The organism is Yeosuana sp., assembly GCF_057126245.1.
The window spans coordinates 1-5678 of record NZ_DBNGMQ010000118.1 but is presented as its reverse complement, the minus strand read 5'-3'; the positions used below and the strand labels follow the sequence as shown (position 1 = coordinate 5678).

The following is a 5678-nucleotide window of genomic DNA, read 5'->3' as shown; positions in this document are numbered from 1 at the left end:
AAAATTCCTATAGGACAAACTTATAAAGCAAATGTCAACAAACTATTATAGTTTAATTATCTTAAATGAATTCTAATTAGGATTCATTAAAAACATATTTTGTTCTAAATGTTTTACAACGGTTAGTATAAGAGCAGTAGCGGATTTAAACGCTGCTACTTTCGAATAACAAGATACATAAAGAAAAGCAAAACGGTTTGAATTAAGACCCAAACCGCTATTGCTTTTATACATTGTTAGCTACTGTTTTAATTTTGAATAAGCACACTAATCACGTGTTTAAAACAATCCCTTTAATATTTCATTTTTCAAACCTAATTTCTAACTAAATCATTTTCAATTTGTTCTAAGGATTTCCCCTTGGTTTCAGGTAATATTTTTAATAATACAAAAAATCCAACAAGTGCAATTGCTCCGAACAAGAAAAAACTCATGGCATTACCGAGATTTGATAATTCCCATGGGAAAATCAGTTGCACGACAGAACTAATTAAAGAGTTTATAAAAGCAATAACTCCAATAGCTAGTCCTCTATATTTAATAGGATATAACTCAGAAAGTAACACCCACATGACTGGTCCTAATGAAAATGCAAAACATGCAATAAAACCTAATATACCTATAAGAACTAGGGTCGCGTTCATGGTAGTTGCAGCTTCCAAAATGGCACCATCATTCTTACTATAAATCTGATTTCCTAATGCTAATTTCATGGCGTTTTTAAAATCGACATCATTATTAAAAACTTGATTGGCATAAGGTTCTAATTTATTAGCTTCCGAAAATTCAAGATTTGAAATTTCTTCTCCTGTTAATTCATATGTTGCCTGCTTAAATCCATAAGCACATAGTAATAAACTTAATGCAATTCCTGCTGTTCCAATTAATAGCAACGGTCTTCTTCCCATTCTATCAATTAAATACATAGCAACAAAAGTAAAGATAACAGTTATTGTACTTAATAAAACTCCAGATGAAAATGAGGCATCTGTGCCTATTCCAGTTTGTTTAAAAATAGAAGTCGCATAAAAATACACCGCATTAATACCCGTTATTTGTTGAAGTACCCCCACAACTAAACCTACAACAAGTATAAACCGCAATGATTTTTTTAGCAAATCTTTAATAACAACTTTTGATTTGTTTTTTTCGGCATGAATATTTTCCTCAATAGATTCAATCTCTTGTTTTCCTCTTAATTCTCCATGGATTGCGTTGAGTACTTTTTTAGCATCTTCAAATTTGTTCTTTAAGTATAACCAACGTGGACTTTTCGGAACAAAAAATAGCGCCAAAAAATATAAAAGAGCAGGTATTAGCTCCACTCCAAGCATCCAGCGCCAAACATTCCCATCATTTAAAAATGCGCTTTCTTGCGAATTATATTTATTAAAAAAGTAATTGCTTAAAAAGGCAGCAAAAAAACCAAGTACAATATTTAATTGTTGTATAGACACCAACTTACCTCTATTTTCTGCTACAGAAACTTCTGCGATATACATAGGCGCTAAAATAAGTGCAGAACCAAATGCCAAACCACCAATCATTCGAGCTATATAAAGCATCTCATATGAAATTGCATAGGCAGACAACAATGCTGACACTGCATATAAAAAAGCAACCGCCAGTAATATTTTTTTCCTACCTAATATATCACTTAGTCTACCTGAAAACAACATGGCTATCATAGCAGCAAACGAAGGGGAACTAACAACCCAACCAACTTGTCCTTCACTTAAATTAAATTCTGGTCCTGCATAAGACATAACTCCCGAAATGATGCCTGCATCAAAACCAAATAAAAATCCGCCTAGAGAGACTACAAAAGCAATAAATACAATTTTTTTTGACATAATCTGGTTTTTTTGTTATTTAAAAATATACTTTGAATTGAATGTGGCAAATCATGTAAAATTCTCAATTTAAAGCGAAATATAACGCTTTTTCATATTGATTCAGATAACTATAATGATTTTATTTGAGTTCACTTTATTAAACCCTAACATATTTAAATAAAATATGTTAGGATTTATTATTTTCTTTTGTGACTAATTTGTGACCATAATTTATCTTTTTTGAGACAATAGAAATTTGATATCTTTATATGAATAATGAAATATAGTTTGATTTTAACATCATACTCAAAAATCAAAAGTACTTTAGACATTCCCCTAAAATAAAATCATTTCACCCTCTCTTATATGTGATTTTTTATAATGTTTGCCATGAGAAGTTCCGTTCGGTGTTTTGCAGATTTTCATTCTATGCTGTTAATATTATAAATTGAAACTGTTTCTTAAATTAGAAATAATTTTTGTAAACAGTTAGACTAAGTTTTATCTAAATTTATATCATTATTTTTAAATTGATTATGTCATTAAACTATAAACATTTTTATTTTTTTCTGCTTCTCCTTATTATAGGCGTTAAATTTTCATTTACTCAAGAGAATAATAACAATTATAATGACTTAAAGTTTAAACATTACACTATAAACGATGGGCTTTCACATACTTCTATAACCGATATCAACCAGGATTCTAAAGGGTTTATTTGGATAGCCACTAAATATGGACTAAACAGGTTTGATGGAATAGAATTTAAAAACTATTTCTCAAATGCAAGAATTCCAGAAAGCATTTCAAGTGATTACATCAATGTTCTTTTTGTTGATAGCAAAAATAAATTATGGATTGGAACCTCAAGAGGCCTTAGTTTGTATGATGAAAGTGATAAGTTCGAAAATATTTATTTTAAAAACATAAACTCTATTAACACTATTTGCGAGGACAATAAAAATAATTTGTGGATTGGTACAGATTATGGATTGGTTTATTTTGAGCCTGCAAAGGGAGTTCATAAGAATATTGATTTAAATCTAAATGACCAAAATACCTCAGTATCTCAGAAGATTGATAAGGTTTTCATGGACTCCAAAGGAAATTTGTGGGTACTATTCCTTCAAGGCCTTGCCTGTTTGGAAGCTGGAAGTAATAAATTTCAACGATATTCATTTAACCAGAAAACAATAGATGATCCTAAAAATTCTGGAAAAGGGGATATTAAAGAAGATGAAAATGGAAATATTTGGGTTGGATCTTTTACAGGTTTATGGCGATTTAATGCCATAAAAAAAAGTATTGAACCGTTTATAGCAAGAAATAGTAAAGGCGATAAGGTGTCTGTTAATGAGGTAAGAACAATAATGACTGATAGTTCTAATACGTTATGGGTAGGTAGTTATAGCGGTATTTATAAAATTAATACAAAGGATAATTTGTGTTTAAGTTACACACACAATAATAAAAATCCTTATAGCCTAAGTCAGAATTCGGTATATAAAATTTTTAAAGATTATTCCGAAAATATCTGGGTCGGTACATGGCAGGGAGCTGTAAATTACTTAGATAAAAATTTCGATTCTTTTCAACATTATGGTATGTTCTCTGGTTTGAGTTATCATGTAGTCAGTTCATTTGCTGAAGATAAAAACCATAATTTTTGGATAGGAACAGAACGAGGTGGGTTAAATTATTTTGATACTAAGGCAAAAACGTTTACAGCCTTTAAAAAAAATCCGAATAATCCGTATAGTCTAAGTAATGATAATATTCAGGATATCGTTTTAGATAAACAGGGTAATTTATATATCGCGACACATGGTAGTGGATTAGATGTTTATGACACAAAATCTAAAAATAAATTTGATCATTTTAAAAATGACACTAATGATGACCAGAGTATCAGTTCTGATTGGGTAACCTGTTTAACGCTTGACAGTCAAAATAGATTATGGGTTGGAACAATAAAAAAGGGGTTGAATTTGTTCGACCAAAAAACAAAAAAGTTCATCCGATTTAGTACTGATTATTTCTCACAGACTATTTATGAAATTATTGAAGACAATCAACAACGCATTTGGGTAGGTACTTCCAATGGTGTGGGATTAGTTGACATAAAGGCAAAAACAATTAATAATAAATCCTTAGCAATTTTAAACGATAAAATAAATTCACTTGTAACTTGTATGTATCAAGACAAAGAAAATAATTTTTGGGTAGCCACTGAAGGTCAAGGGATATTCTTTATAAAAAATGATTTTTCTGAAACCCAACAGTTCACAATATTAAATGGACTAGCAAGTAATTCAGTTGTTGGAATTCTTCCAGATGAAGAAGGTAATTTATGGCTTAGTACATTCAAGGGTCTTTCTCAATTTAATCTTGCATCACATACATGTAGGAATTATGACGTTTCGGATGGATTGCAAAGCAACGAATTTAATTACGACGCATATTATGCTGCCCAAAATGGTGAATTACTGTTTGGTGGAATGAATGGATTCAATATTTTCAATCCTAAAGATATTAAAAAAAACTTTTACATCCCGCCGGTTGTCATCACAGATTTTAAGATTAAAGGGCATTCTGTAGCTATGTCAGAAGACATTGAAAGTAATGCACCTCATGTGGTTATAAATTACAATGATATTCCATTTACTTTAGATTTTGCTGCATTAAACTATATACAGCCTAAAAAGAATATTTTTAAATATAAATTAGAGGGAAAAGATAATCAATGGCATGAATTGGGAAACGAACGAAGTTTAACATTTGCAGATGCCAATCCTGGTGCATATATATTCAAACTTAAAGCAGCCAATAATAGTGGTATTTGGAATGATAATGAGGCATCCATTAAAATAACCATTTTACCTCCATGGTGGAAAACAAATCTCGCTTATATCATTTACTTGATATTAACCTCTATCCTAATCTGGGTTTTATATAGGTTTTATAAGTTTCTTCGAAATGAAAAAGAAGTGTTGAAATCTGAAAAGGTGGAAAAGGAGAAGATTCAGGAAATTAGCCAGCTTAAATTGCAATTCTTCACAAATGTTTCTCATGAGCTAAGAACACCTTTAACTTTAATTTTGGGTTCATTAGAAGAAATGACCAAAGACATATCTAAGATTCCAAATGATTTAAAAAGTCATTTAGACGTATTAAACAGAAATTCAAAAAATTTGTTACGCCAAGTTAACAGACTCTTAGATTTCAGGAAGAATGAGGTTGAAAAACTCAAACTGAATGCAGGAAAGGGCAACATAATCCATTTTTTAAAAGAAAGTAGCTTGTCTTTTCAAGAATTGGCGACCCACAGAAATATTGAATATCAATTTAAGAATGATAGGGAGTTCGTTGAGTTATTTTATGACCGAGATAAAATGGAAATCATAATTTTCAATTTACTCTCGAATGCCTTTAAATTCACTCCTGATGGTGGAAAGATATCAATTAAAACCAATTTAGTAGAAGACGATGATGGAAATCCAGTTCAATTTGAATTTTCAGTAGAGGATACTGGCATTGGCGTACCTAAAGAAAAAGCATTATTAATATTTAATAAATTTTATCAAATAGAGCCTGATGTAAAGCAAAATGAGATACAAGGAAGTGGTATTGGGCTAGCATTGGTTAAAGAATTAGTAGACCTTCACCATGGTAACATTAAAATTAATTTTGAAAACAAAAAAGGAGCCGAGTTTATTGTTTCAATCCCCGTAGGGACAGATCATCTCACTGAAGATGAAATAATTAAAGATTTAAAAAAAGGTGATGATATTGCTTCATACATTTCCAATGAAAATGTGAAAGATGAACCAATACGCCATTCAA

The 5678-nt window shown here is 30.5% G+C and carries 2 protein-coding genes; one reads left to right on the top strand and one right to left on the bottom strand.

Annotated elements, in window-relative coordinates:
- Window positions 1–314: 314 nt before the first annotated feature.
- On the bottom strand, window positions 315–1853 hold the full coding sequence (locus tag AC15TD_RS15180; protein ID WP_484452988.1) for a sugar porter family MFS transporter: 1539 nt from the start codon (window positions 1851–1853) through the stop codon (window positions 315–317).
- A 518-nt stretch (window positions 1854–2371) separates the two neighbouring features.
- On the opposite strand from AC15TD_RS15180, the gene AC15TD_RS15175 reads away from it, so the two are divergent.
- On the top strand, window positions 2372–5678 hold a 3307-nt coding region (locus tag AC15TD_RS15175; RefSeq protein ID WP_484452987.1), incomplete at its 3' end, for a ligand-binding sensor domain-containing protein.

Bases quoted from the DNA above. Each gene is read 5' to 3' on its own strand.
- AC15TD_RS15180 (WP_484452988.1), bottom strand. From the start codon at position 1,853: ATGTCAAAAAAAATTGTATTTATTGCTTTTGTAGTCTCTCTAGGCGGA.